Source organism: Klebsiella sp. K4 (genome assembly GCF_014596785.2).
GTDB classification, from domain to species: domain Bacteria; phylum Pseudomonadota; class Gammaproteobacteria; order Enterobacterales; family Enterobacteriaceae; genus Klebsiella; species Klebsiella pneumoniae.
The window spans coordinates 4,081,373-4,106,300 of the sequence record NZ_CP115021.1; the positions used below are offsets into that span (position 1 = coordinate 4,081,373).

23 protein-coding genes are annotated in these 24,928 nt (G+C 55.4%); 11 read left to right on the forward strand and 12 right to left on the reverse strand.

Annotation, left to right across the window (positions count from 1 at the left end; genetic code table 11):
- Positions 1-459 carry an Lrp/AsnC family transcriptional regulator gene (locus tag IB144_RS20245; protein WP_002891873.1) on the reverse strand — a complete coding sequence of 153 codons (459 nt, stop codon included), beginning with the start codon at positions 457-459 and terminating at the stop codon, positions 1-3.
- Between the two features lie 115 nt (positions 460-574).
- On the opposite strand from IB144_RS20245, the gene IB144_RS20250 reads away from it, so the two are divergent.
- On the forward strand, positions 575-1,627 hold the full coding sequence (locus IB144_RS20250; RefSeq protein ID WP_002891871.1) for a PLP-dependent cysteine synthase family protein: 1,053 nt from the start codon (positions 575-577) through the stop codon (positions 1,625-1,627).
- A 44-nt stretch (positions 1,628-1,671) separates the two neighbouring features.
- Here the strand turns inward: IB144_RS20250 and cof are convergent, their stop codons facing one another.
- Entirely contained in the window at positions 1,672-2,490 is an 819-nt protein-coding gene (gene cof / locus IB144_RS20255) for an HMP-PP phosphatase (RefSeq protein ID WP_004151335.1), read from the reverse strand.
- 127 nt (positions 2,491-2,617) lie between these two features.
- Here cof and IB144_RS20260 point away from each other — a divergent pair, with 127 nt between their 5' ends.
- Positions 2,618-4,318, forward strand: a complete 1,701-nt coding sequence (locus tag IB144_RS20260) for an SgrR family transcriptional regulator (RefSeq protein ID WP_048289052.1) — start codon at positions 2,618-2,620, stop codon at positions 4,316-4,318.
- A gap of 66 nt (positions 4,319-4,384) precedes the next feature.
- Entirely contained in the window at positions 4,385-5,086 is a 702-nt protein-coding gene (gene queC, locus IB144_RS20265) for a 7-cyano-7-deazaguanine synthase QueC (RefSeq protein ID WP_002891863.1), read from the forward strand.
- 111 nt (positions 5,087-5,197) lie between these two features.
- Here the strand turns inward: queC and IB144_RS20270 are convergent, their stop codons facing one another.
- The 9 genes from IB144_RS20270 to bolA form a co-directional block, all read right to left on the reverse strand.
- The gene (locus IB144_RS20270) at positions 5,198-5,599 is read right to left on the reverse strand and encodes a YbgC/FadM family acyl-CoA thioesterase (RefSeq protein WP_002891860.1); all 402 of its coding nucleotides are present in this window, start codon (positions 5,597-5,599) and stop codon (positions 5,198-5,200) included.
- Positions 5,600-5,710: 111 nt separating this feature from the next.
- Positions 5,711-6,079 carry a helix-hairpin-helix domain-containing protein gene (locus IB144_RS20275; protein ID WP_004144680.1) on the reverse strand — a complete coding sequence of 123 codons (369 nt, stop codon included), beginning with the start codon at positions 6,077-6,079 and terminating at the stop codon, positions 5,711-5,713.
- A 148-nt stretch (positions 6,080-6,227) separates the two neighbouring features.
- A complete protein-coding gene (gene ppiD / locus IB144_RS20280) occupies positions 6,228-8,102 on the reverse strand; it encodes a peptidylprolyl isomerase (protein ID WP_020316524.1) in 1,875 nt (624 codons plus the stop codon).
- Between the two features lie 214 nt (positions 8,103-8,316).
- Positions 8,317-8,589, reverse strand: a complete 273-nt coding sequence (gene hupB / locus IB144_RS20285; RefSeq protein ID WP_002444653.1) for a nucleoid-associated protein HU-beta — start codon at positions 8,587-8,589, stop codon at positions 8,317-8,319.
- 209 nt (positions 8,590-8,798) lie between these two features.
- A complete protein-coding gene (gene lon / locus IB144_RS20290; RefSeq protein WP_004151336.1) occupies positions 8,799-11,153 on the reverse strand; it encodes an endopeptidase La in 2,355 nt (784 codons plus the stop codon).
- Between the two features lie 183 nt (positions 11,154-11,336).
- Positions 11,337-12,611 (reverse strand): ATP-dependent protease ATP-binding subunit ClpX, encoded by a 1,275-nt coding sequence (gene clpX, locus IB144_RS20295; RefSeq protein ID WP_002891807.1) that lies wholly within the window; start codon positions 12,609-12,611, stop codon positions 11,337-11,339.
- A 250-nt stretch (positions 12,612-12,861) separates the two neighbouring features.
- On the reverse strand, positions 12,862-13,485 hold the full coding sequence (gene clpP / locus IB144_RS20300; protein WP_002891804.1) for an ATP-dependent Clp endopeptidase proteolytic subunit ClpP: 624 nt from the start codon (positions 13,483-13,485) through the stop codon (positions 12,862-12,864).
- Between the two features lie 309 nt (positions 13,486-13,794).
- Positions 13,795-15,093, reverse strand: coding sequence for a trigger factor (gene tig, locus IB144_RS20305; RefSeq protein WP_004147333.1), 1,299 nt, complete (start codon positions 15,091-15,093; stop codon positions 13,795-13,797).
- Between the two features lie 345 nt (positions 15,094-15,438).
- Positions 15,439-15,756 carry a transcriptional regulator BolA gene (gene bolA / locus IB144_RS20310; protein ID WP_002891649.1) on the reverse strand — a complete coding sequence of 106 codons (318 nt, stop codon included), beginning with the start codon at positions 15,754-15,756 and terminating at the stop codon, positions 15,439-15,441.
- A 302-nt stretch (positions 15,757-16,058) separates the two neighbouring features.
- Between bolA and IB144_RS20315 the strand changes: the two genes are divergently transcribed.
- The 8 genes from IB144_RS20315 (at position 16,059) to IB144_RS20350 (ending at position 24,002) form a co-directional block, all read left to right on the forward strand.
- Positions 16,059-16,637: a lipoprotein gene (locus IB144_RS20315; protein ID WP_002891647.1), complete on the forward strand. Its 579-nt coding sequence runs from the start codon at positions 16,059-16,061 to the stop codon at positions 16,635-16,637.
- Positions 16,638-16,680: 43 nt separating this feature from the next.
- On the forward strand, positions 16,681-18,156 hold the full coding sequence (gene ampG, locus IB144_RS20320) for a muropeptide MFS transporter AmpG (RefSeq protein ID WP_004178749.1): 1,476 nt from the start codon (positions 16,681-16,683) through the stop codon (positions 18,154-18,156).
- A gap of 479 nt (positions 18,157-18,635) precedes the next feature.
- Complete coding sequence (cyoA, locus tag IB144_RS20325) at positions 18,636-19,580, forward strand: cytochrome o ubiquinol oxidase subunit II (protein ID WP_002891641.1); 945 nt, start codon at positions 18,636-18,638, stop codon at positions 19,578-19,580.
- 19 nt (positions 19,581-19,599) lie between these two features.
- Positions 19,600-21,591 carry a cytochrome o ubiquinol oxidase subunit I gene (cyoB, locus tag IB144_RS20330; RefSeq protein WP_002891638.1) on the forward strand — a complete coding sequence of 664 codons (1,992 nt, stop codon included), beginning with the start codon at positions 19,600-19,602 and terminating at the stop codon, positions 21,589-21,591.
- A complete protein-coding gene (locus IB144_RS20335; RefSeq protein ID WP_002891635.1) occupies positions 21,581-22,192 on the forward strand; it encodes a cytochrome o ubiquinol oxidase subunit III in 612 nt (203 codons plus the stop codon). Before cyoB ends, IB144_RS20335 begins: the two co-directional genes overlap by 11 nt.
- Positions 22,192-22,521, forward strand: coding sequence for a cytochrome o ubiquinol oxidase subunit IV (locus IB144_RS20340; RefSeq protein WP_002891634.1), 330 nt, complete (start codon positions 22,192-22,194; stop codon positions 22,519-22,521). The genes IB144_RS20335 and IB144_RS20340 overlap by 1 nt, the downstream gene beginning before the upstream one ends.
- Positions 22,522-22,532: 11 nt before the next feature.
- Positions 22,533-23,420 (forward strand): heme o synthase, encoded by an 888-nt coding sequence (cyoE, locus tag IB144_RS20345; protein WP_002891629.1) that lies wholly within the window; start codon positions 22,533-22,535, stop codon positions 23,418-23,420.
- Between the two features lie 249 nt (positions 23,421-23,669).
- Positions 23,670-24,002, forward strand: a complete 333-nt coding sequence (locus tag IB144_RS20350) for a hypothetical protein (RefSeq protein ID WP_004178748.1) — start codon at positions 23,670-23,672, stop codon at positions 24,000-24,002.
- Positions 24,003-24,041: 39 nt separating this feature from the next.
- Here the strand turns inward: IB144_RS20350 and IB144_RS20355 are convergent, their stop codons facing one another.
- Positions 24,042-24,800, reverse strand: coding sequence for an IclR family transcriptional regulator C-terminal domain-containing protein (locus IB144_RS20355; protein ID WP_002891624.1), 759 nt, complete (start codon positions 24,798-24,800; stop codon positions 24,042-24,044).
- Positions 24,801-24,928: the final 128 nt, after the last annotated feature.

Consider the following 24,928-nt stretch of genomic DNA (forward strand, 5'->3'; position numbering starts at 1 on the left):
TTATTCGACAGGCAAGGCGGTGGTATATTTTATCTGTTCCATGGCAAAACTCGAAGTGACATCCGACAGACCAGGCACACTGTTCACTAAACGTTTATAAAAGTCGTCATAGCGTTTCATATCAGCCACCTGCACCCGTAGCAGGTAGTCATACTCCCCCGCCATCCGCCAGAAGCCGAGCACTTCCGCCATCTGCGTCACTTCGCTCACGAACTGACAGTACCAGTCGCTGCTATGATGCTGAGTCTTGATCAGGACGAACGCCGTCAGCCCCAGCCCCACCTTTTCCGCGTCCAACAGGGCGACGCGCCCGCGGAGAATGCCCTCGTCTTCGAGCCGTTTCAGGCGTTTCCAGCAGGGCGTGGTGGTCAGATTAACGGCATCGGCCAGCGCCTGCAAAGAGAGGGTGCAATCTTCCTGCAGTAGCGCCAGCAGCTTACGGTCAATTTTATCTAGCATTGGGCATCCTCAGAGAAAATTTTGCTCTCATAATGGTAATCCACAGGTTAAATGGCAACAATTTTTCCTGCGCTTTCCGCTAAGCTAGGCACAAAATGACAAACAGGAAATCACGATGAATAGCGCCTGGGTTAAACATGCCATTAGCGAAATCAACGCTGACTATCAGCGCTCCGCCGACACGCACCTGATCCGTCTGCCGCTGCCCGCTTTTCCGGGCATCCACCTGTATCTGAAAGATGAAAGCACCCACCCCACCGGCAGCCTGAAGCATCGCCTGGCGCGGTCGCTGTTTCTCTATGGCTTGTGCAACGGCTGGATCAAAGAAGGCACGCCAATTATAGAGTCCTCCTCAGGGTCAACCGCCGTTTCGGAGGCCTATTTCGCCCGCCTGCTGGGGCTGCCGTTTATCGCTGTGATGCCCTCCTGCACCGCCAAGCGCAAAATCGAACAGATCGAGTTCTACGGCGGACGCTGTCATTTTGTGCAGAGCGCCGGCGAAATCTACGCGGCTTCCGAAACGCTGGCCCGCGAGCTGAACGGCCATTATATGGATCAGTTTACCTTCGCCGAGCGGGCCACCGACTGGCGCGGCAACAACAATATCGCCGACAGTATTTTCCGCCAGATGAGCCATGAGCCGCACCCGCAGCCGTCATGGATCGTCATGAGCGCCGGCACCGGCGGCACCTCAGCGACCATTGGCCGCTATATTCGCAGCCAGGGCTACGAGACGCAGCTGATGGTCGTTGATCCGCAGAATTCGGTGTTCCTCGATTACTGGCAGACCCGCGACGCCAGCCTGCGCAGCCCGGTCGGCAGCAAAATTGAAGGCATAGGACGGCCGCGCGTCGAGCCGTCGTTTATTCCCGACGTTGTCGATGAGATGCTGCGCGTGCCGGATGCGGCGAGCGTAGCCACCGCCCTGTGGCTGGAAACGCAGCTTGGGCGCAAGGTCGGCGCCTCGACCGGCACCAATATGTGGGGCGTATTGCAGCTGGCCGCGCGGATGCGCGAAGAAGGTCGCACCGGCTCGATAGTGACACTCCTGTGCGACAGCGGCGAGCGTTACCTGGAAAGCTATTACAACCCGCAGTGGGTGGCGGACAATATCGGCGATATTGCGCCCTGGCAGGCGGAGATCGCCGGTCTGGTCGAAAGGCGATAAAAAAAGCCAGATAGAAGCCTATCTGGCTTGCTGGAAGGGTCTCTCTATTCGGGGGAATAAGGAAGATCAGGATTATCCAGCCAATGAGTTAAAAAATGGGAGACTGCCTGATTCCGGCAGTCGCCAATTACCGGCAGATGCGGCAGCTCGGCTTTCAGCTGCGGCATCGCGTTGCCCATGATGAACCCCCGCCCAACGCTGCCCAGCATCTCGCGGTCGTTCATCGCATCGCCGAAGGCCATGCACTCCTGCAGGGTGAAGCCTAAATGCTGGCTGAGCACCGCCAGCGCCGCGCCTTTATTGCAGCCAACCGGCAGCACCTCCAGACAGTCCATTGCCGAGAAGCAGAGAAATGCGCGATCGCCCAGCGTCTCATTCAGCTGGATCCGCAGACGGCGCAAATCGTCATGATCGCCGCAGAAACAGATCTTGGTGACATGCTGCGCCGACATACGCTTTAGATCGCACAGTTGATAGTGAAAGCCGCTGAATACATGCGCTTGCAACAATTCAGGCCTTGCCTGGCCGGTGAACCAGCCGCCATCGTTAAAGACGTGCATGCTGGCCTGGGTATCCCATTTGCCGTGCAGCACCGCTTCCGCCGCTTCGGGAGCGAGATCCTGGCGATAAAGCTCCTCCCCTTCCAGCGAATGGATGCGCGTCCCGTTGCCGGTGATCAGAAATGCATCAAGGGAAAATTCGCCAATCACATGGTGCATCTCCAGTACATGGCGGCCGGTGGCGAAGGTCAAGGTGATATCGCGCTCACGCAGCCGTTTCAGCGCGGAAAGCGTCTTTTCTCCAAGACGATGGTCCGGCATCAGCAGGGTGCCGTCCATATCAAATGCCGCCAGTTTTGCCATGGTATATTCCCCGATGTGTGATGGGCTTCGCTTGTGTTGCAGTATCACCTGGGATATACGGAAGTAATAGTGAATAGATATTATTAATTGTTCCGGGTTTACAGCGGCCCGGTGGACGACGGCCCCCATGCGACTCTTACACCGTTTAAATCAGTACCAGCGATTGTGGCAACCCTCAGCCGGGGCGCCGCAGCAGGTCACCGTCGGCGAACTGGCGGAGCGCTGTTTTTGCAGCGAGCGCCACGTCCGTACTCTGCTGCGTCAGGCGCAGGAGGCCGGGTGGCTAAGCTGGCAGGCCAGCTCCGGGCGCGGCAAACGCGGACAGCTCTCATTTCACAAAACCCCGGAAAGTCTGCGCAACGAGATGATGGAGCAGGCGCTGAACAACGGTCAGCAACAAACCGCGCTGGAGCTGGCGCAGCTTGCCCCGGTGGAGCTGAAAGCCCTGCTCCATCCCTTCCTCGGCGGTCAGTGGCAAAACAATACCCCCACGCTGCGTATTCCTTACTATCGCCCGCTGGAGCCGCTGCGTCCCGGCTTTCTCCCCGGCCGCGCCGAGCAGCATCTGGCCGGACAAATCTATGCCGGGCTGACGCGCTTCGACGAAGGCGACAATATGCCGATCGGCGATCTGGCGCACCACTGGCAGGTCTCCCCGGACGGCCTGCGCTGGCATTTTTATATCCGCTCCACGCTGTGCTGGCACAATGGCGATACGGTGGAAACCGCGCAGTTGCGACAGCGGTTACTGCTGCTGCTTGAGCTGCCCGCCTTGCGGACCCTCTTCGCCAGCATCAGCCGTATCGATGTCACCCATGCCCAGTGTTTAACAATAACCCTGCATCGCCCTGACTACTGGCTGCCGTTCCGCCTCGCCAGCTACTGCAGCGTGCTGGCGCATCCCGACGATCCGGCCATTGGCTGCGGACCGTTCCGCCTGAAGCGGTTTAGTCCGGAACTCGTCCGCCTGGAAAACCATCCCCGCTACCACCTGCAGCATCCGCTGATCCAGGCGGTGGAGTACTGGATCACTCCTCAGCTCTTTGACCGCGATCTCGGCACCAGCTGCCGCCATCCGGTGCAGATCACCATCGGCGATCGCGAAGAACTGCATAATCTGCGTCAGGTCAGCAACCGTATCAGCCTTGGCTTCTGCTATTTGACCCTGCGCCACAGCCCTCGGCTTAGCAAAGCGCAGGCCCAGCGGCTGGTGTCGATAATCCATCACTCGTCGCTACTGGATACGCTGCCGCTGGAGGAGGATTTGATTACGCCAAGCCATGAGGTGCTGCCGGGATGGTCCATCCCGCAGGGACTGGCAAACAACGCGGTACCGCTGCCGGCCAGGCTCACCCTGCTCTATCATCTGCCGGTCGAGCTACATGCAATGGCCGAACAGCTGAGGCAACGTCTAGCTCTGCTGGGCTGCGAGCTGACGCTCCTGTTTCACGACGCTAAAAACTGGGAAGGCTGCCAGCATCTGGGGCAGGCCGACCTGATGATGGGCGACCGTCTGATCGGCGAAGCGCCGGAGTACGCCCTGGAACAGTGGCTGCGCTGCGATATGCTGTGGCCTAATTTGCTGACCGGGGCGCAATATGCTCATCTGCAGGCGACATTAGACGCGGTGCAGTCTCAGCCCGACGCTCGCAGCCGCAACGATGCGCTGCGCAACGTATTTAACAGCCTGATGGAAGACGCCATCATGACGCCGCTGTTCAAGTATAACTATCGGATCAGCGCGCCACCGGGGGTCAATGGTCTGCGCCTCAACGCCCGGGGCTGGTTCGACTTCGCCAGCGCCTGGCTGCCGGCCTCGTCGACGTGAGAGAGCTGGTGATGGAGGGCGTCTGGCGCTACCATATCGCCTTTATTCATTTAGTCAGGAATTGCCATGAAACGCGCCGTAGTTGTCTTCAGCGGAGGACAAGATTCAACCACCTGTCTGGTGCAGGCTCTGCAACAGTATGATGAAGTGCATTGCGTCACTTTTGATTATGGCCAACGCCACCGCGCGGAAATCGACGTTGCGCGCGAACTCGCCCTGAAACTGGGCGCCGTCGCGCATAAAGTGCTGGACGTCACTCTGCTCAACGAACTGGCAGTCAGCAGCCTGACCCGCGATAACATTCCGGTACCGGACTATCAGCCTGATGCCGAGGGCATTCCCAACACCTTTGTCCCCGGGCGTAATATTCTGTTTTTAACCCTGACGGCAATCTACGCCTATCAGGTAAAAGCCGAAGCCATCATCACCGGCGTGTGCGAGACCGACTTCTCCGGCTACCCGGACTGTCGCGATGAATTTGTCAAAGCGCTGCACCACGCCGTCAGCCTGGGGATGGCGAAAGACATTCGCTTTGAGACGCCGCTGATGTGGCTGAATAAAGCCGAGACCTGGGCGCTCGCCGACTACTGGGGTCAGCTGGATCTGGTGCGCCGGGAAACCCTCACCTGCTACAACGGCATTAAGGGCGATGGCTGCGGCCAGTGCGCCGCCTGTAACCTGCGCGCAAACGGACTCAACCAGTATCTGGCGGACAAGGTCGGGGTAATGGCGGTGATGCAGCAAAAAACCGGACTGGCGCAGGCATAATCTTCGGGGATCGATTTACCGGAGCTTTGGCTCAAATTCCCCGGTGGCACGATGCTTACCGGGGCTACGGGTTCATCACCTGCCGTGGGCCCGCCACTCGCACGACGGTTGTCAGCGCAGGTTCATCTGGTCAAGTTTCGCACGCAATTCCCCTTCCAGCGGCAGCGCCTTCTGGGTTTTCAAATCGATACAAACGAAGGTAATCAGCGCATCGGCCACTACTTCGCCATTGGGGTTGAGGGTGACCACCTGGCTTAGGGTGCCGCTTTTGCCGTTGAGTTGCTCCAGTTTGCTGCTCACCGTCAGCACATCGCCCAGTACCGCCGGACGACGATAGTTAATATTGATATTCACCACCACGAAGGCGATGTTTTTCTCCATCATCCACTGAAACGCGGGGCTGTTTTCCAGGCCGTCCCAGCGGGCTTCCTCAAGGAACTCCAGGTAGCGAGCGTTGTTCACATGCTGGTAGACGTCCAGATGATAGCCGCGAACTTTAATTTGTGTCTGCATAGCACTAATGCCTTTCTGTTATTGTTGTTTATGAGGTAAGAGGTCACACCACTTGATGCAACCTCTTTATCCTGGCAAAAAATCACCGCTGTGCAAGGTCTGGCATAAAATTTACAGCGTCAGATGGGCTAAATTGCGCTCCACCAACGCGCTCCCCATTCCCGGGACCTGCTTCAGATCATCGAGGGTTTTGAACGGCCCGTACTCTTCGCGGTAGCTGACAATAGCCTGGGCTTTTTTCAATCCTACGCCATTTAACGCCTGCGCCAGCTGTTCGGCGCTGGCGCGGTTAATGCTGACCTTTGTCGCCCCGTTGTCAGACTCGCCGGGCACCGCTTCCGCCTTCGCCGAAGAGGACGCCTGCACATTTTCTTTATTCACCGCCGCTTTGCCGCTGGCGGGTGCCGCCAGCGCCCCCTGTACCCCTACCGCAAAAACCAGAACGCCCGCGGCCATCAGTGCTTTTATTCCATATTTCATGCTGATATCTCCTTGTGTGTAGACAGCAAGGTCACGATAGCGTCAGTGCGGATGGTCGACAAAAGGCAAATCACAGAAATGGAAAGGGCCGCGAAAGCGGCCCTTGAGGATTACATCGTGTTGCTCATTTTTGCGAGACGACGCGAAATTACTGCTGCTGGTCGATGCTGTCGCCGAGCTTAATTTTCGCCGCCTTGCGCAGGTTGCTCATCAGCGCTTCGAAAGCGATTTGGGCATTGTTCTGGGTGATCCCCTGAACCATGGCCTTCTTCTGCTCTTCCGGCATGCTGCCGGCTTTCACCTCATCCAGCGCTACCAGCACCACATCGCCTTGCATATTGCTGCCCACGCCGTAGACCGGTTTACCCTGCTGCGGCAGCGGCAGGGTAAATGCCAGCTGGCTCAGCGGATCCTGGCCGGTACGAGAAAGCGTCTGCGGCGCGCCAAAGCTCAGGCCAGCCGCCTTCATCGCTTCATCGCCTTTGCCGTCTTTCAGCGCCGCCAGCAGCTTGTCGGCCTCCAGTTTCGCCTGCTGTTCCGCTTTATTGTGCTTAACGATATCGCTAACCTGTGCCTTCACTTCGGCCAGCGGCTTCACCGCCTCGGCTTTGTGTTCGCTAATGCGCAGAACAAAAGCGCGATCGCCGTCAACGGTAATGATATCGGAGTTGCTGCCCGGCGCGCCGTTCTCACCCACCAGACCGCCGTTGAAAATAGCGTCAGCGACCGGTTTAAAGTTCAGCTCCTCCGGCAGGTTATCGCGGCCAAACCAGCCGGTTTCTACGACCTTCAGCCCGGCGACCTGCGCTGCGCTCGCCAGCGATTCATTATCGTTGCTGGCCGCATCGCTCACCTTCTGCTGCAGCGCGTAGTAAGCATCCAACGCTTTTTCCTGCTTCACTTTCGCCGCAATGTCATTACGCACGTCAGCCAGCGGCTTCACCTGCGCCGGCTGGACGTCGTCCAGACGAGCTACCAGGAAGCCAACCGAGGATTTGATCACTCCAGACAGCTGGCCTTTCTCTTTCAGCCCGGCATCTTTCAGCTCAGGCACGGTAGAGGCATCTTCCATCCACCCCATATCGCCACCGTTGCGGGCAGAGATAATATCGGTCGATTTTTCTTTCGCCAGCGTGGCGAAGTCCGCTCCTTTTTGCAGCTCGGCCAGTACCGCTTTCGCATCGGCTTCAGTTTTGGTCTGAATCACGCTGTAGCGGCTGCGCTGCGGCTGAGTGAACTGATCCTTGTGCTGGTCGTACCATGACTGAATCTCGTCGTCAGAGGCGCTCTCCTGCATGCTGGCGGCATCCATTTTGATGTAGCTGACGCGGAACTGCTCCGGCGCCATAAAACGGGCCTGATTCTGCTGCCAGAAGACGTTGATTTCCTCATCGCTGGCGGTCTGTTTTGCCGCCAGGGCATTTACGTTGATGGTCGCTTCGCGGACCACCCGCTGTTGAGATACCAGCGCCGCCAGCTGATCGGACTCGCCCGGCAGCATGAAGTCGGTACCCGCAATGGCGTTAATCAGCTGCTGCGTGGTCAGCTGGTTACGCAGCGCCTGGGCGTACTGATCGGTGGTCATCCCCATCTGGGCGACAATACCGCTGAAACGCTGGTTGTCGAACTTACCGTTCGTCTGGAACGCCTGGGTCTGGAAGATCGCCTGCTTCACCTGCTCATCGCTGATGCTGAGGCCCAGCTCGCGGGCATACTGATCCAGAAGCGACTCATCGATCAGGCGGTTCAGCACCTGCTGGCGCATGGTTTTCATGTAGTTTTCGTTCGCCGCCAGCTCGGAGAATTGATCGCCAAGCTGCTGCTGCATACGGTTACGTTCGCTGGCGACGGCGTTTTCAAACTGCCCACGGCCAATCTCCTGGCCATTCACTTTTGCGGCATAGTTTTTGCCACCGCCAATCAGGTAACCACTCACCCCGGTCAAAATGAACGAGACGATAATGATACCGAAAATAATCTTGAGCACGACGCTGTTGGCGGCCGTGCGTAGGTTGTCCATCATGGTGTAACAACGCTCCGCTGTAGATGACTTTAGCTCGCGCAGCATAGCACGTGATGGCCGCCGCGCGTGAGGACGTATTTTGACAAGAAAACAGGGTGATTGTCAGCCCACAAGTGGCGATAAACACACATAAAGTGGTCTGAAAAGGCAATAAAAAAGGCACATCTCACGATGCGCCCTTGTACTTCGTCACATTCCCTGACGGGAAAGCCGATCAGTTCACCGCGTCTTTCAGCGCTTTACCAGCACGGAAGCCCGGCACTTTTGCGGCAGCGATAGTAATTTCTTTACCTGTTTGCGGGTTGCGACCAGTACGGGCGGCACGTTCTTTAACAGCAAAGGTACCAAAACCTACCAGCGCAACGTCATCCCCAGCCTGCAGAGATTCAGTAACAGAAGCGATTAAAGCATCTAACGCACGTCCAGCTGCAGCTTTAGAAATGTCCGCACCCGCAGCAATTTTGTCAATCAGTTGAGATTTATTCACTGTTCTCTTCCTCTCTTTATAATTTATATCGCACCTGAGTCCTTCATAGTGCGACCGCGCAGCAGTTATATCAGGACTGTCATGCCCTTACAACAGCAGTTGTCGATGACCCCCCTGCCAGCGATCTAAGTTAGCTACACAAAAAAAGGCTGGCAAGTCCGAAATGACTTACCAGCCCTATTTTTATTAGCGCAATTTGCGCAGAATCACTATTTCGCGGTCACAACTTGCATGCCGAACGGTTCGTTCTGCAGCGCAAGTGTCAGAACTTCCTCGATTCGTTTCACCGGATGGATATCCAAATCGGCGATAACGTTATCCGGAATTTCTTCAAGGTCGCGTTTGTTCTCATCAGGAATCAGAACAGTCTTAATGCCGCCGCGATGCGCCGCCAGCAGTTTTTCCTTCAGACCGCCGATCGGCAGCACCTGACCACGCAGAGTGATTTCACCGGTCATCGCCACATCAGCGCGTACCGGGTTACCGGTCAGGCAGGATACCAGCGCCGTGCACATGGCAATACCCGCGCTCGGACCATCCTTAGGCGTCGCCCCTTCCGGCACGTGCACGTGAATGTCACGCTTCTCGTAGAAGTCGGCGTTAATGCCCAGCTTGTCAGCCCGCGAACGTACCACCGTCAGCGCAGCCTGAATCGACTCCTGCATCACCTCGCCCAGCGAGCCGGTGTAGGTCAGCTTGCCTTTGCCCGGCACGCAGGCGGTTTCGATGGTCAGCAGATCGCCGCCCACTTCCGTCCACGCCAGACCGGTCACCTGACCGACGCGGTTCTCACTATCGGCGCGGCCATAGTCGAAGCGCTGTACGCCGAGATAATCATGCAGATTCTCACCGTTAATTTCGATGTGTTTCAGCGATTTATCCAGCAGCAGTTGCTTAACGGCCTTGCGGCACAGCTTGGAGATTTCACGCTCCAGGCTACGTACCCCCGCTTCCCGCGTGTAGTAACGAATAATGCCGATAATGGCGCTATCGTCGACGGTCAGCTCGCCTTTCTTCAGCGCGTTACGTTCGATCTGCTTCGGCAGCAGATGACGTTTGGCGATGTTCAGTTTTTCATCTTCGGTATAGCCGGAGAGACGAATCACTTCCATACGGTCCAGCAGCGGCGCCGGAATGTTCATGGAGTTGGAAGTCGCCACGAACATCACGTCGCTGAGATCGTAATCCACTTCCAGGTAGTGGTCGTTAAAGGCCACGTTCTGTTCCGGATCCAGCACCTCAAGCAACGCGGAAGCCGGGTCGCCGCGCATGTCGGAAGACATTTTGTCGATCTCGTCCAACAGGAACAGCGGGTTTTTGACCCCCACTTTCGCCATTTTCTGGATCAGTTTGCCCGGCATCGAGCCAATGTAGGTCCGACGATGACCGCGGATTTCCGCTTCATCGCGCACGCCGCCAAGCGCCATACGAACGTATTTCCGTCCGGTCGCTTTGGCGATGGATTGACCCAGCGAGGTTTTACCTACCCCCGGCGGTCCCACCAGACAAAGGATTGGCCCCTTGATTTTGTTCACCCGGCTCTGCACCGCGAGATATTCAAGGATGCGATCCTTCACGCGCTCCAGGCCATAGTGATCGGTATCGAGGATCTCCTGGGCCTGACGCAGGTCTTTTTTGACCTTACTGCGCGCATTCCACGGCACCTGCACCATCCAGTCGATGTAGCCACGCACGACGGTCGCTTCCGCAGACATCGGCGACATCATCTTCAGCTTCTGCAGTTCCGCTTCGGTTTTTTCTTTCGCCTCTTTCGGCATTTTCGCCGCGTCGATCTTACGCTTCAGCGCTTCGTTTTCGTCCGGGGCGTCGTCCATCTCGCCGAGTTCTTTCTGAATCGCTTTCATTTGCTCGTTCAGATAGTACTCGCGCTGGGATTTCTCCATCTGCTTTTTGACGCGGTTGCGAATGCGCTTCTCAACCTGCAGCAGATCGATTTCCGATTCCATCATCGCCATCAGATATTCCAGACGTTCGTTAACGTCGGACATCTCAAGCACAGACTGCTTGTCAGCCAGCTTCAGCGGCATGTGCGCCGCGATGGTATCCGCCAGGCGCGCCGGATCGTCGATGCTGTTCAGCGACGTCAGCACTTCCGGTGGGATCTTCTTGTTCAGCTTGATATAGCCTTCAAACTGGCTGATAGCGGTGCGAACCAGCACTTCCTGCTCGCGTTCGTCAATCGCCGGCGAGTCGAGATACTCCGCTTTCGCCGAGAAATGCTCGCCATTATCAGACAGCGCAGAAATGCGAGCACGCTGCAGCCCTTCGACCAGCACCTTCACGGTGCCGTCCGGCAGCTTCAGCATCTGCAAAATAGACGCCACGGTTCCAACGGTGAAAAGATCGTTTACACCCGGCTCATCCGTCGACGCTTCTTTCTGCGCAACCAGCATGATTTTTTTATCATGGTCCATGGCCGCTTCGAGGCAACGGATAGATTTTTCCCGCCCTACGAACAGGGGTATGACCATGTGCGGATAAACCACCACATCGCGCAATGGCAATACGGGGATTTCAATGCGTTCAGAACGCTCAGGATTCATAGAGCTCTCTCTTAGTTTAAAGTCCGCCAGGTAGCCGACGACGCCACACTCCACTGCATCGTCGTTAATATGTAATCCAGTATATGGGGATGTATTCCACACATTCAACGGCGGGAATGCAGGAAAAATAAAAGGGGAGATAAAATCCCCCCTTTTTGTTAACTGCTTGAGTGAAATGGTTAATTATTCACCAGATGCCTGCTGAGCTTCCGGTTTGCCGTAGATCAGCAGCGGTTTGCTCTGACCGGCGATAACCGACTCATCAATGACCACTTTTTCGACATCTTCCATCGAAGGCAGGTCATACATGGTATCCAGCAGCGCCGCTTCCACAATTGAGCGCAGGCCACGGGCGCCGGTTTTACGCGCCATCGCTTTCTTGGCGATAGCGTCCAGCGCTTCGTCGCGGAATTCGAGCTCTGCGCCTTCAAGGCTAAACAGCGCCTGATACTGCTTGGTCAGGGCGTTTTTCGGCTCTTTCAGGATCTGGATCAGGGCTTCTTCGCTCAGCTCGTTCAGGGTCGCCACTACCGGCAGACGGCCGATGAACTCCGGGATCAGACCAAACTTGATCAGATCTTCCGGCTCGACCTGAGCCAGCAGTTCCCCTTCGCTCGCTTTGTCGGACTTCGCTTTTACCGTCGCGCCAAAACCAATGCCGGAGCCGGTTTCCACACGGTGGGAAATCACTTTGTCCAGGCCAGCGAACGCGCCGCCGCAGATAAACAGGATCTTGGAGGTATCAACCTGCAGGAACTCCTGCTGCGGATGTTTACGCCCGCCCTGCGGCGGAACGGCGGCAACGGTCCCTTCGATAAGCTTCAGCAGCGCCTGCTGCACGCCTTCGCCTGAGACGTCGCGCGTAATCGACGGGTTATCGGATTTACGCGAAATTTTGTCGATTTCGTCGATATAAACGATGCCGCGCTGCGCTTTCTGCACGTCGTAATCACACTTCTGCAGCAGTTTCTGAATGATATTTTCGACGTCCTCACCCACATAACCGGCTTCGGTCAGGGTGGTGGCGTCTGCCATGGTAAACGGCACATCCAGCAGGCGCGCCAGCGTTTCCGCCAGCAGCGTTTTACCGGAACCGGTCGGCCCGATCAGCAGGATGTTGCTTTTACCCAGCTCTACGCCATTGCTGGTATCGCCATTGCGCAGACGCTTGTAGTGGTTGTATACCGCGACCGCCAACACCTTCTTCGCCTGTTCCTGACCGATGACGTAGTCATCAAGGTGGTGGCGAATCTCGTGCGGCGTCGGCAGCGCGCTGCGCTCGCGGTGCGGCGCCACTTCTTTAATCTCTTCGCGAATGATGTCGTTACATAAATCAACGCATTCGTCGCAGATATACACGGATGGCCCGGCGATCAGCTTACGCACTTCATGCTGGCTTTTGCCGCAAAAAGAGCAATACAACAATTTGCCCGATCCATCTTTGCGTTTATCTGTCATGAGTCCAAACCTCTTTTTAAGTTCTTTGTGCCGCACACGACGACGCAAATGCCATTCTCAGGCGCAAGCCGCCATATAGCGTTGTGCCGCCCTTCATTAGTATATACACAAAATCCTTCGCGCTACATCGAGCCGGTAGCGAAGCCACCGGCCGCAAGCCTGCCAGACAAGCGGCCGAATAAAAGCCAACCGCTCGCACAGACGTGGCGAGAAGGATGAAGCGTAAAGCGGCACCCTTGCGCCTTGGGCATCAATTACGATGGGTCAAAATAGAGTCGACCAGCCCGTACTCCACGGCTTCCGCAGCAGACAGGAAGCGGTCACGCTCGGTGTCACGCTCAATCTGCTCAAGAGACTGGCCGGTATGATGCGCCATCAGCTCATTCATGCGTCCTTTCACCTTCAGGATTTCACGGGCGTGGATCTCAATATCCGTCGCCTGTCCCTGATAGCCGCCCAGCGGCTGGTGGATCATCACGCGGGAGTTCGGCAGGCAGAAGCGCTTGCCTTTCGCCCCGGCGGTCAGCAGGAACGCGCCCATAGAAGCGGCCTGCCCCATACAGATGGTGCTGACATCCGGCTTGATGAACTGCATGGTGTCATAAATCGACATCCCGGCGGTGATTACCCCGCCCGGAGAGTTAATGTACAGGTAAATGTCTTTTTCCGGGTTTTCCGCTTCCAGAAACAGCATCTGCGCCACGATCAGGTTTGCCATGTGGTCTTCGACCTGGCCGGTCAGAAAAATGACGCGTTCCTTAAGCAGACGGGAGTAGATATCAAAAGAACGTTCACCGCGTGAGGTCTGTTCAATGACCATCGGCACCAGGGCCATATGGGGTGCAAAGTTGTCTCGTTCGCCACTGTATGACATTTCCGTCTCCTGGAGTAATTTTAAAATACCTGCTGCACTGATTGTAACCTTACGGACGGATTATCAGCCACAGTTTCTATCCGCTGAATGCGTCACCGCCTCTTCAATACGCGTGCGATTGCGGATGCAGTTGCCTCCCCCGGTAATGGGGATGGTGTTGCCATATTTCAAGCATAACAAGCTTTTGCTGTAACGCTATCATGGTTAATGCGTTTTCGCACCGTGCCTGTGGCTATCATTATCTTAAAAAAAAACCCGCCGCCTTTCGGCAACGGGTTTTTGCTCGAACCTTAAACGATAGCGGCGAAATTACGCCTGCTGGTTCATCAGTTCGTTGAAGGAAGTGGCTTTTTCAGACACTTTGGCTTTCGCCAGCACGGCTTCAACAGCCTGCTCTTCCAGCGCCACGTTGCGCATGTTGTCCATCAGCTCTTTGTTCTTGCTGTAGAACTCAACGACTTCAGACGGATCTTCGTACGCAGAAGCCATCTCTTCGATCAGGGCTTTTACGCGCTCTTCGTCAGCTTTCAGCTCGTTGGTGCGGATCACTTCGCCCAGCAGCAGACCAACAACGACGCGACGTTTAGCCTGCTCTTCGAACAGCTCGCGCGGCAGTTCCAGAGCCTGTTTCTCATTGCCGCCGAAACGCTGAGCAGCCTGACGACGCAGCACGTCGATTTCGCTGTCGATCAGGGCAGCCGGAACGTCGATCTCGTTGGCTTTAACCAGACCTTCGATAGCCTGAGACTTCACGCGGTTACGCACAGCGCCTTTCAGCTCGCGTTCCATATTTTTACGCACTTCAGCGCGCAGGCCAGCGACGGAACCATCTTCCACGCCGAAACGTTTGATGAACTCTTCGGTCAGCTCAGGCAGTTCACGCTCTTCGACTTTCTTCAGGTTGATAACGAACTTAGCCGCTTTACCTTTCAGGTTTTCTGCGTGGTACTCTTCCGGGAAGGTCACGTCGATGGTGAACTCTTCACCCGCTTTGTGGCCTTTGATACCGTCTTCGAAGCCCGGGATCATGCGACCCTGGCCCATCGCCAGTACGAAGTCAGAGGCTTTGCCGCCTTCGAACTCTTCGCCGTCAACAGAACCGGTGAAGTCGATGGTTACGCGATCTTCAGCGTCAACCGCGCCTTCTTTTTCTTTCCAGGTCGCCTGCTGCTTGCGCAGAGTTTCCAGCATGGTATCAACGTCAGCGTCGGTGACTTCAACAACCGGTTTTTCAACTTCGATCGCGTCCAGACCCTGCAGTTCAACTTCCGGATACACTTCGAACTCTACCGCGTAGGTGAAGTCTTCGCCCAGTTTGTATTCGCCCGGAACGTAGTTCGGCGCGCCGGCCGGATTGATTTTTTCTTTGATGATCGCGTCAACGAAATGACGGCTCATCAGGTCGCCCAGCACGTCCTGGCGAACGGAAGCGCCATAGCGCTGAGCAACAATATTCATCGGCACTTTGCCTTTACGGAAGCCGTCAATGCGAACTTTTTTCGCTACGTTGACCAGCTCGCTTTTGACAGCATTCTCGATGCTGTCAGCGGCGATAGTAATCGTTACACGGCGCCCAAGGCCCTGAGTGGTTTCAACTGAAACTTGCATCTTGTTACCTCAAAAAAATCACAGTGCTCGGTCAACTCTGGAAGCGCGTGTAGGTGGCTTCGCAGAACCGGGATGCCCTCTTCAAATCAGAAACACATTCCCTGTCGTCAGAATCATCCCGAAGACATTCATATATAAGACGCGGCATTATAGCGGCATCACTTTTGTGAGTCGAGAACGGTTGTCGCCTGATGCTGCGGCATTTTTCACATTTCCCGCTCAAATTTGCCCGCAAAAGCGCTGACTTTGCGCATTTTCCAGGCAAAACAAAACGGCCCGTAGGCCGTTTTTGCTAAATCTGCAAGCAACATACTGGAAAAGCGCCAGCGGTTGCAAATGGGATTTCTAAGCGATACTCCCTGCGCCGCGGCACGGCGGCGAAGCAAATACCGTATCCTGTAATGCTTCCCATTCTTTAATCGTGTAGGTGTGCAGCGCCAGGGCATGCACCGTATTCGACAGCTCCTCGGTTAGCGTGCCGTAGATCATACGGTGGCGATTGAGGAAACGCTCGCCAGTGAAGCGATCGCTCACTAACACCACTTTAAAATGACTTTCAGAGCCCGCAGGGACGTTGTGACGATAACTTTCATCCACGACTTCGAGATACATCGGGTCGAACGCTGCTCTAAGTTTTGCTTCGATCTGTTCACGTATCATCATGAATTTTCTCCTCCGACAACGCTGAGATGCCGCCACTCCATTTAAATGTTAGCCGCTTTTACCGCTTCCATTAGGAGAAAACAACAAAAAATTAGCATTGTTCTGATATTTTCATTCAAAAGTATCACGTTTACTGGCTCTGGTCGCCAGATCCGTCGGGGAACGAGCCATTAACCGTGGCGGGACGCTCAGAAAACCGCCAGCACGATGGATTTACACGCGTTGCCACTTCCCCTTGCCGTTGGCAATGCTATGATGGCGGTAATTTTCCTTATAACAACACCATGCGTTGAGACCTGAACATGCTTAAGAAGATTCTTTTCCCGTTGGTCGCCATGTTTATGCTGGCAGGATGCGCCACGCCGCCGACCACCATTGAAGTATCGCCGAAAATCACGCTGCCGCAGCAGGATCCAAGCCTGATGGGCGTGACCGTCAGCATCAACGGCGCCGATCAGCGTCCGGACCAGGCGCTGGCGAAAGTGACGCGTGACAATCAGCTGGTCACTCTCACCGCCTCCCGCGATCTGCGCTTCCTGCTGCAGGAAGTGCTGGAGAAACAGATGACGTCTCGCGGCTACATGATTGGCCCGAACGGCGCGGTCGATCTGCAGATCATCGTCAACAAACTCTATGCTGACGTCTCTCAGGGTAACGTGCGCTATAACATCGCCACCAAAGCCGATATCGCCATCATCGCCACCGCGGCAAACGGCACGAAAATGACCAAAAACTACCGCGCCAGCTACTCCGTTGAAGGCGCCTTCCAGGCCTCGAACAAAAACATCGCTGATGCCGTCAACAGCGTCCTGACCGATACCATCGCCGATATGGCGCAGGACACCAGCATCCACGATTTCATCAAGCAAAACGCGCGTTAATGCTATCGCGAACCCGGCCTCCGCCGGGTTCGTGCTTTATGCTATGTCCAGTCATTACTTACGCATTTTTCAGCAGCCGAAATCAGCCATTTTGCTGATCCTTGGCTTCGCCTCCGGTCTGCCGCTGGCTCTCACCTCCGGTACCCTGCAGGCCTGGATGACGGTGGAAAATATCGATCTGAAAACGATCGGTTTTTTCTCGCTCGTCGGCCAGGCCTATGTCTTTAAATTCCTCTGGTCCCCGCTGATGGACCGCTACACGCCGCCGTTTCTTGGGCGTCGTCGCGGCTGGCTGTTGACCACCCAGGTATTACTCCTGCTGGCGATCGCGGCGATGGGCTTTCTTGAGCCGGTCACCCAATTACGCTGGATGGCGGCGCTGGCGGTGGTGATCGCCTTCTGTTCGGCGTCGCAGGATATTGTGTTCGACGCCTGGAAAACCGACGTGTTGCCAGCAGAAGAGCGTGGCGCCGGCGCCGCGATCAGCGTGCTGGGCTATCGCCTGGGGATGCTGGTCTCCGGTGGACTGGCCCTGTGGCTTGCCGACCGCTATCTCGGCTGGCAGGGGATGTACTGGCTGATGGCGGCGCTGCTGGTACCCTGTATTATCGCCACGCTGCTGGCGCCCGAACCGAGCGACGTTATCCCGGTCCCCAGATCGCTCGAGCAGGCGGTAGCCGAACCGCTGCGCGATTTTTTCGGCCGCAACAACGCCTGGCTGATTCTGCTGCTCATCGTCCTTTATAAGCTTGGCGATGCGTTTGCCATGAGCCTGACCACCACCTTCCTCATCCGCGGCGTGGGATTTGACGCTGGCGAAGTGGGAATGGTGAACAAAACCTTAGGCCTGTTCGCCACCATTCTCGGCGCCCTGTACGGCGGCGTCCTGATGCAGCGGCTGACGCTGTTTCGGGCACTGCTCATTTTCGGTTTGCTGCAGGGGGTCTCTAACGCCGGCTACTGGCTGCTGTCGATTACCGATAAGCACCTCTATTCCATGGCGACCGCGGTATTCTTTGAAAACCTGTGCGGGGGAATGGGGACGGCGGCATTTGTCGCGCTGCTGATGACGCTATGTAATAAGTCGTTCTCCGCCACCCAGTTCGCGCTGCTCTCGGCGCTCTCTGCGGTCGGTCGCGTATACGTTGGGCCGATTGCCGGCTGGTTTGTCGAGGCTCACGGTTGGTCGACCTTCTATCTCTTCTCTGTCGTTGCGGCGGTGCCGGGGATTGCCCTATTGCTGCTGTGCCGGCAAACGCTTGAGCATACCCAACGCACCGCAAGCTTTATGCCGCGTAGCGAGTTCCCGCAGGCCTATGCGCTGGCGCTGGGGATCCTGACACTGGGCTGCCTGCTGCTCGCGGTGTGGCTGGCGCTGCTGATCCTCAACGCGCTGGATTATACGTCGTTCTCCTTCCTGTCCGGCCTGCTGGAGGTTGCCGCGCTCACCGCCGTCGGCGGAATTTTGTTCGGCGGCCTACTTGACTATCTGGCGCTGCGTAAAACCCGCCTGATTTAAGGATCCAGCATCATTATTAGCCGTTGTAATTACGAAACGTAATTATAACGGCTTATTAACGCTTTTATATTGTCCGCCGCGCTATTTGTTGTTTTGTGCGTTTTTGATTTCTGGAAATTATTGACAGTTTTCGTTCGATTCTTTAAATAATTTAACCGATTCAGCTCCGGGGATTTTATTTTTCGTTTTCACAATGTCTTTTATTTGATAATTAAATGTTAAACAATTGTTCTAATTTGTGGGTGGTTATGCCCATTAGCCGCTAAGCACTCCTTTTCTTATCCCTTTCGTTATCAATCCCGCGAAAATCAGGCTTTGCAAGCGATTAAGTAACACTACGTTACATATGTGACAAACCAAGCAGAAGCCGCTAACACAGAACTGACAGAGATCCAATCATGTTTACAGTAATGCAACCTTACCGTAAAATGCCCATACACTTTAAACGCCACCAGATCCCGTGGAATTGAGGTCGTTCAATGAGACTCAGGAAATACAATAAAAGTTTGGGATGGATGTCATTAATCGCAGGTACTGTATTACTCAGTGGTTGTGATTCTGCACTCCTTGACCCAAAAGGACAGATTGGACTGGAGCAACGCTCTTTGATTCTGACGGCCTTCGGCCTGATGATGATTGTCGTTATTCCCGCCGTCTTGATGGCAGTAGGATTTGCCTGGAAGTATCGCGCGAGCAATAAAGATGCGAAGTATAGCCCGAACTGGTCACACTCCAACAAAGTGGAAGCTGTGGTCTGGACGGTACCTATTCTGATCATCCTGTTCCTGGCCGTTCTGACCTGGAAAACCACTCACGCACTGGAGCCAAGCAAACCGCTTGTCCATGACGAGAAGCCAATCACCATCGAAGTCGTATCGATGGACTGGAAATGGTTCTTTATCTATCCGGAACAGGGTATTGCTACCGTTAACGAAATCGCCTTCCCGGCGAACGTACCGGTACACTTCAAAGTGACCTCTAACTCGGTGATGAACTCGTTCTTTATTCCGCGCTTAGGTAGCCAGATTTATGCAATGGCCGGTATGCAGACTCAGCTGCACCTCATTGCTGACGAAGCTGGTACTTATGACGGTATCTCCGCTAGCTACAGTGGCCCGGGCTTCTCAGGTATGAAGTTCAAAGCGATTGCCACCCCGGATCGGGCGACTTTCGATCAGTGGGTTGCAAAAGCGAAACAGTCTCCGAACTCCATGGACTCCATGGCCGCGTTCGAGAAAGTGGCTGTGCCTAGCGAATACAACAAAGTGGAATATTTCTCTAACGTGAAACCGGATCTGTTCAAAGATGTTGTGAACAAATTCATGTCTCACGAGAGCATGAACATGTCTAAACCTGAAGGCGAGCACGCTGCTCACGACGGGATGGAAGGCATGGACATGAGCCACGCGGAAACCGCTCACTAAGGGGCCGAGGAAGAAAACGATGTTCGGAAAACTTACACTGGATGCAGTGCCCTACCACGAACCTATTATCGTGGTAACGGTGGCTGCGATTATCATTGGGGGACTGGCGCTTCTGGCAGCCATCACTTACTTCGGTAAGTGGTCCTACCTATGGAACGAGTGGCTGACTTCTGTCGACCACAAACGTCTCGGTATCATGTACGTTATCGTGGCAATCGTCATGCTGCTGCGTGGCTTTGCTGACGCCATCATGATGCGTAGCCAGCAGGTGCTGGCTTCGGCCGGGGAAGCCGGCTTCCTGCCGCCTCATCACTACGATCAGATCTTTACCGCCCACGGCGTTATCATGATCTTCTTCGTGGCGATGCCGTTTGTTATCGGTCTGATGAACCTGGTGGTTCCGCTTCAGCTCGGCGCGCGCGACGTAGCCTTCCCGTTCCTCAACAACCTGAGCTTCTGGTTCACCGTTGTGGGCGTGATTCTGGTTAACCTGTCTCTGGGCGTTGGTGAGTTCGCGCAGACCGGTTGGCTGGCCTATCCGCCGCTGTCGGGAATTGAGTACAGTCCTGGCGTAGGGGTCGATTACTGGATTTGGGCGCTGCAGCTCTCCGGTATCGGTACTACCCTGACCGGTATTAACTTCTTCGTGACCATTATCAAGATGCGCGCCCCGGGCATGACCATGTTCAAGATGCCGGTATTCTCCTGGGCATCTCTGTGCGCTAACATCCTGATTATCGCCTCGTTCCCAATTCTGACCGTCACCATCGCGCTGCTGACCCTGGATCGTTACCTGGGCACCCATTTCTTTACCAACGATATGGGTGGCAACATGATGATGTACATCAACCTGATTTGGGCCTGGGGTCACCCAGAAGTGTACATCCTGGTTCTGCCGGTGTTCGGGGTCTTCTCCGAAATCGCCGCGACCTTCTCGCGTAAGCGTCTGTTCGGTTACACCTCTCTGGTATGGGCAACCGTCTGTATTACCGTTCTGTCGTTCATCGTTTGGCTGCACCACTTCTTCACCATGGGTGCTGGCGCGAACGTAAACGCCTTCTTCGGTATTACTACCATGATTATCGCGATCCCGACCGGGGTTAAGATCTTCAACTGGCTGTTCACCATGTATCAGGGTCGCATCGTCTTCAACTCGGCGATGATGTGGACTATCGGCTTTATCGTGACCTTCTCCGTAGGTGGGATGACCGGCGTGCTGCTGGCGGTACCGGGCGCGGACTTCGTTCTGCACAACAGCCTGTTCCTGATTGCGCACTTCCATAACGTTATCATCGGCGGCGTAGTGTTCGGTTGCTTCGCAGGTCTGACCTACTGGTGGCCGAAAGCCTTTGGCTTCACCCTGAACGAAACCTGGGGCAAACGCGCTTTCTGGTTCTGGATCATCGGCTTCTTCGTGGCGTTTATGCCGCTGTACGTGCTGGGCTTCATGGGTATGACCCGTCGTCTGAGCCAGCAGATCGATCCGCAGTTCCACCCGATGCTGGTTATTGCAGCTTGCGGTGCGGCGCTGATCGCCTGCGGTATTCTGTGCCAGCTGATTCAGTTCTACGTGTCTATTCGCGACCGCGATCAGAACCGTGACCTGACCGGTGACCCGTGGGGTGGCCGTACGCTGGAGTGGGCAACCTCTTCTCCACCGCCGTTCTACAACTTCGCTATCGTTCCTCAGGTTCACGAACGTGATGCCTTCTGGGAAATGAAAGAGAAAGGTGAAGCGTACAAACAGCCTGCTCACTATGAAGAAATTCATATGCCGAAAAACAGCGGCGCCGGCATCGTGATTGCCGCCTTCGCTACGGTATTTGGTTTCGCCATGATCTGGCATATCTGGTGGATGGCGATCGCCAGCTTCATCGGCATCGTAGCGACCTGGATTATTAAGAGCTTTGACGAGGACGTGGATTACTACGTACCGGTTGCAGAAGTCGAAAAACTGGAAAAACAGCATTTCGATGAGATTAACAAAGCAGGGCTGAAAAATGGCAACTGATACTCTTGCGCATACTGCCCACGCGCATGAACACGGGCACCATGATACAGGACCGATGAAGGTATTCGGTTTCTGGATCTACCTGATGAGCGACTGCATTATCTTCGCTACGCTGTTTGCTACCTATGCCGTTCTGGTGAACGGCACGGCCGGCGGACCGACGGGCAAAGATATTTTTGAACTGCCGTTCGTTCTGGTTGAAACCGCACTGCTGCTGTTCAGCTCCATCACCTACGGCATGGCGGCTATCGCCATGTACAAAAACAACAAAAGCCAGGTGGTTTCCTGGCTGGCGTTGACCTGGTTGTTTGGCGCCGGATTCATCGGGATGGAAATCTATGAATTCCATCACCTGATCATGGAAGGCTTTGGTCCGGATCGTAGTGGCTTCCTGTCCGCGTTCTTCGCGCTGGTCGGCACCCACGGTCTGCACGTGACCTCCGGTCTTATCTGGATGGCGGTGCTGATGTTCCAGGTTTCACGTCGTGGCCTGACCAGCACTAACCGCACGCGTATCCTGTGCCTGAGCCTGTTCTGGCACTTCCTGGACGTCGTGTGGATCTGCGTGTTCTCGGTTGTCTATCTGATGGGGGCGATGTAATGAGTCATTCTACCGATCATAGCGGCGCTTCTCACGGCAGCGTGAAGAGCTACATGACAGGATTTATCCTGTCCATCATCCTGACGGTCATTCCGTTCGCCATGGTGATGAGTGGCTCCGCCTCGCATGCGGTTATCCTTGGCACCATTCTGGTGACCGCTGTGGTGCAGATCGTGGTACACCTCGTGTACTTCCTGCATATGAACAGCAAGTCCGATGAAGGTTGGAACCTGACCGCATTTATCTTCACCGTAATCATCATTGCGATCGTGGTTGTCGGCTCCATCTGGATTATGTGGAACCTGAACTACAACATGATGATGCACTAAGAGCGGCGAGTATGTTTAAGCAATACCTGCAAGTAACGAAACCAGGCATTATTTTTGGCAACCTGATCTCCGTGATCGGCGGTTTCCTGCTGGCCTCCAAAGGCCACATCGACTATCCGCTGTTCGTCTGGACGCTCCTTGGAGTATCCCTGGTGGTCGCCTCGGGTTGTGTATTCAACAACTACATCGACCGGGACATCGATCGTAAGATGGAACGGACGAAAAACCGGGTGCTGGTCAAAGGGCTGATCTCGCCAGAAGCTTCGCTGGTGTACGCCACCTTGCTGGGTATTGCTGGCTTCATGCTGCTGTGGTTCGGCGCTAACCCGCTGGCCTGCTGGCTGGGGGTGATGGGGTTCGTGGTTTATGTCGGCGTCTACAGCCTGTACATGAAACGCCACTCCGTCTACGGCACGCTGATTGGCTCACTCTCCGGCGCTGCGCCGCCGGTGATTGGCTACTGCGCGGTCACCGGTGATTTCGACAGCGGTGCGGCTATCCTGCTGGCTATCTTTAGCCTGTGGCAGATGCCTCACTCCTACGCCATCGCGATTTTCCGCTTTAAGGATTATCAGGCGGCGAATATTCCGGTGCTGCCGGTGGTGAAAGGCATTTCGGTCGCCAAAAACCATATTACGCTGTACATCGTCGCCTTTGCCGTGGCAACCCTGATGCTCTCGCTGGGCGGCTACGCCGGGTATAAATACCTGGTCGTGGCGGCAGCGGTCAGCGTCTGGTGGCTGGGCATGGCGCTGCGTGGCTATAAAGTGGCCGATGATAAAGTCTGGGCGCGTAAGCTGTTCGTCTTTTCTATCGTCGCCATCACCGCGCTGTCCGTGATGATGTCCGTTGACTTTATGGTGCCGGATTCACATAGTCTGCTGGCTTACGTGAGATAATTACGCACTCCAGTACGCTCTAAGGCCCCGTATTTACGGGGCTTTTTCTTTCCTGTTTCATCATCGCTTTCTTTCTCATTTCATACTTCCCTCCCCTCCCCCGTCGCTTTCCCACTATCTTTCATATCAAAAAATGAGGAAAAATTGAGCCAGTACGCATCGGGCATCACTCGCGCCGCACGGTCCTGCGATGCTACCTTTCGCCGGGGCTCTTGCCCCTTTGGGAAATAATCACTACAAGGAATTGCAATGAAAGAGTTAACACTGAACGAAATGGAGTATATCTCCGGTGGCTTTAATCTGTTCGGCGCAGCCAGCGGCTTCGCCAGCTTTGTCGCCAACTCTGGCGTCGGCTTCACCTCTTTTGTTCTGACCTCCGGCACCGCATTTGCCTCCTTCGTCGGCGACAGCGCGATGGCGTTTGGTTCCTTCCTGACCGGACAGTCAAACTGGGAAACCTTTGTGACCGCCGGAAAGGAAAACTGGGGAAGCTTTGTTAACACCGCCGGCAACAGCTGGAATACTTTCGTGAATAACGCGGCCAGCGACTGGAACACCTTTCTGACCAAAGCGTCGGCCTAAGCGACGTCTATCTTAGGGCAGCGCCACTGGCTGCCCTGTTTAACCCACCAGCATCGCCTGCGCGCTGTAGAGCAGATCGAGGTGATCGCGGCATAACGCTTCCAGCGAAGTGCGCGATTGATGACTGGTCAGACTCAGCGCCCCCCACCAGGTCCCTTCCCTGTCGGTTAACGGCACCGCCAGCACCAGCATGCCAATCTCAAACTCCTGCTCAATGGTGGCGTATCCCTGGCGCCGTACCTGGGCGATTTTCTCCATCAGCGACGCGATATCGGTCACCGTATAGGGGGTACGTTGTTCCCGGGTTATGCGCTGCAGGACGGTCTCACACTCTGCTTCCGGCAGCGAAGCCAGCCACAGTCGCCCCCCGGCGGTACAGAAAATGGGCACCCGCTCCCCAAGCCGCACCGACGTAGAGTTGAACGGCGTATGCCGACTGCGGGCGATATAGACCAGTTCATCTTCATCCACCACCCCCACCGAGGCGTGCTCTTCGGTCCGGCTGGCGATGTATTCGACAATCGGCCGTACCATGCGAGGAAACTGCGCCGAATCGACATAGGCCTGGCCAAGCCGCAGCGTCTTTGGGGTAAGCCAGTAATAGCGCCCGTCGGTTTGCAGATAGCGCTCATGCAGGAGCGTCAGCAGAAAACGTCGCGCGGCGCTTTGCGTCAGGCCGCTCATTTTCGCCGTCTGGGCGACGGTGAGCTTTGGGCAGGTTTTGGAAAAAAGCTGAATTAGCGCCAGCCCTTTTTGTAAACCGACGATCAGATCGCGTGGATGAATGGTGTTTTGCATATTCGCTCACATTTTTGCAACATCATTATCGATTTCCTGCGATTATCGCAGCGTTCGTGCGATTAACAACCGACATGTCCGAATTCTGCGTTGTCGCTCCCAGCTTCCACTGAAATACTTTCACAACA